A 2,314-nucleotide genomic window follows, 5' to 3' on the forward strand; every position below is an offset into this window, starting at 1 on the left:
AATGTCATACACTGGCTGTAAATGTAGGGGATACGGAACCTCTATGTGATACTTTTATGGCTGGGCCGTCAAAGGGTGGTTTTGAAGAGGTTATCGGCGGTATAGGGGCTTGTAAAGTTTCAGGATGTTCTTTCAACAAATCCTATGAATGTACATCTAAGGGTGTTCATATGTCTCTTGTTGGTGATCATGTGGATTGTAAAACCTATCACAAAAAATAGTAATTTGCCTTTCCTAAGCTAAAAAATGCTGTCTGAAATTATTCAGACAGCATTTTGCTTTTCTTTCCCAAAAGTTTTTCGTAAATTTCCTTTTCAAGGTCTAAAAGTTCTCCGGTCTTTAGTATCCTATTTTTTCTAGGAGTTGCTATGTCATAACTAGAAACTATCTTCATGGGATCCTTATCTAGGATAAATATCCTGTCACCTATAAACAGAGCCTCCTGTATATCATGGCTTATTATTACCATGGTTTTTGATTCTCGGGATATATTATCAGATATCTCCTCTATAATCTTTAATTTCAAAAGCATATCAAGGGATCTCAAAGCCTCGTCCATAAGTATGGTTTCTCCCCCATGATAAAAAGCCCTTGCTATGGATACTCTCTGTTTTTCTCCTCCGCTCAGATTTCTTGCAAGGGTTCCTGACTTAGATGCCACATGAAATCTCTCTAGAATATCATTTATATTTTTTCCATGGGAAGGTATCAGTCTCAGGTTCTCCTCCACTGTGAGCCAGGGAATGAGCCTGTCCTCTTGAAATATATAGCTCACTTTCCCCTCTATATCAACTTTCCCCCTATACTCCTTGTCCAGAGAAGACAGAATATTAAAAAGGGTGCTCTTCCCGCATCCTGAAGGTCCTAAAAGTACAGAGACTTTGTTTTTTTCAAAGTCTATATTAAAATTATCCATCACTTTTTTAGATTCGTAGTTTTTATAAAGATTTTCAACTTTTATCATAAATATCTTCCCCACTTTATTTTTATGACTCTGCTTATGAGTTTTTCCAGTAATCCTGTGAGAATTATCAGATATATAGTCCATGCCAGAAGAGAGCCTGTCTCTATATTTATCCAGGCCATATTCATTCTCCCCCCTATACCTCGAGGAAGACGTCCTATGATCTCAGCTGTTGCAAGGACTTTTAGAGAGGAGTTGACTGTTATCTTTATCCCCCCCAAAAGATGAGAGAGCATAGAGGGCAGCATTATCTTTGAAAATATACCCTTTTCATCCACCCCATATGCAGCGGCCATCTCCAGTAACTTTTTATCTGTGCTCTCAAGACCGTGAAATGTGCTTATTGTTATCACAGGAAGGGTAAACATCCCCAGAATAAAATACGGGATTATTTCAGATGGGAACCATAGCAATGCCAAAAGAACCCACGATATAACCGGTGTTGCCTGAAGAATTGTTATAAAGGGCCACAAAAAACTTTTTGCAGTGCTGTTTTTAAAAATCCCCATCCCGCAAAGAACTCCTGCCAAAAGAGAGATCAAATAAGCTATGAAAAACCTGTAAAGAGTAATTCCTGTCTCCAGGATGCCGCTGGTATTAAATATTTCATTTCTGAAAACATTTAAAATCTCCAAAGGAGAGGGAAGTATCAGAGGATCTGCATTCATAGAAGCTATCTGCCAAAGAATAAAAAGGAAAATCACTCCCTTAAAATTCTTACCAGACATAGAAATCATCTCCAGGAAGTTTTATCCCGAGAGCCTTGAGATAATTTTCCACAGAGATTTTACACCCTGTATCCAGAGTCAGATTCATGTATTTTACAGATTCTCTCAGCTCCTCTATACTTAGCCCCAGCGAAAACTCCTCAATGGCTTTTTTGAGAAGTACACTGTTTTCTTTTCTCTCAAGGGCTTTTCTGTAATTCTCCGAAAATTTATCTATCTCTCTACTTTTTTTATCATAGACATTGCCCCTTACAAATATTCCAACCTGGGGAATATTTTTTCCCTGCCACATATCTTTCATCTCTGACACTCTTTTAAAATCTTTATTTTTACTAAGCACCATAGTAGCCAAAGGCTCTGGAAGTATCATATTGTCTATTTTTCTTGTCATGGCAAGTTTTGCTATCTCACCTGATGATCTGTAGTTTATCTCAGGCGAAATCCCCCTGTTTTTTAAAATAATTCTTGTAATAACATCTGGAGATGACCCCTGTCCCCCTATATAGAGCTTTTTCCCGTTCAACTCCTCTATACTCCCGACACTCTTAGAGAGAAAAGACAATAGCCCCCTGCTGGTGACTCCTACAAGTCTTATATCCACACCTTTATTATGGAGATTTGC

The 2,314-nt window shown here is 38.2% G+C and carries 4 protein-coding genes; 1 reads left to right on the plus strand and 3 read right to left on the minus strand.

The window, feature by feature from the left end:
- A partial coding sequence (locus tag ABZA26_RS12985) for a DUF1540 domain-containing protein (protein WP_372714931.1) occupies window positions 1-221 on the plus strand: 221 nt, incomplete at its 5' end.
- Window positions 222-259: 38 nt separating this feature from the next.
- Here the strand turns inward: ABZA26_RS12985 and ABZA26_RS12990 are convergent.
- The 3 genes from ABZA26_RS12990 to ABZA26_RS13000 form a co-directional block, all read right to left on the minus strand.
- Complete coding sequence (locus ABZA26_RS12990) at window positions 260-964, minus strand: ABC transporter ATP-binding protein (RefSeq protein WP_372714932.1); 705 nt, start codon at window positions 962-964, stop codon at window positions 260-262.
- The gene (locus ABZA26_RS12995) at window positions 961-1,692 is read right to left on the minus strand and encodes an ABC transporter permease (RefSeq protein WP_372714933.1); all 732 of its coding nucleotides are present in this window, start codon (window positions 1,690-1,692) and stop codon (window positions 961-963) included. The genes ABZA26_RS12990 and ABZA26_RS12995 overlap by 4 nt, the downstream gene beginning before the upstream one ends.
- Window positions 1,682-2,314 (minus strand): DUF3834 domain-containing protein (locus ABZA26_RS13000; protein ID WP_372714934.1); only part of this gene is annotated, 633 nt, incomplete at its 5' end. The genes ABZA26_RS13000 and ABZA26_RS12995, both read right to left, overlap by 11 nt.

The sequence above is a fragment of the Ilyobacter sp. genome (assembly GCF_041583315.1).
In the GTDB taxonomy this organism is placed as follows: Bacteria; Fusobacteriota; Fusobacteriia; order Fusobacteriales; family Fusobacteriaceae; genus Ilyobacter.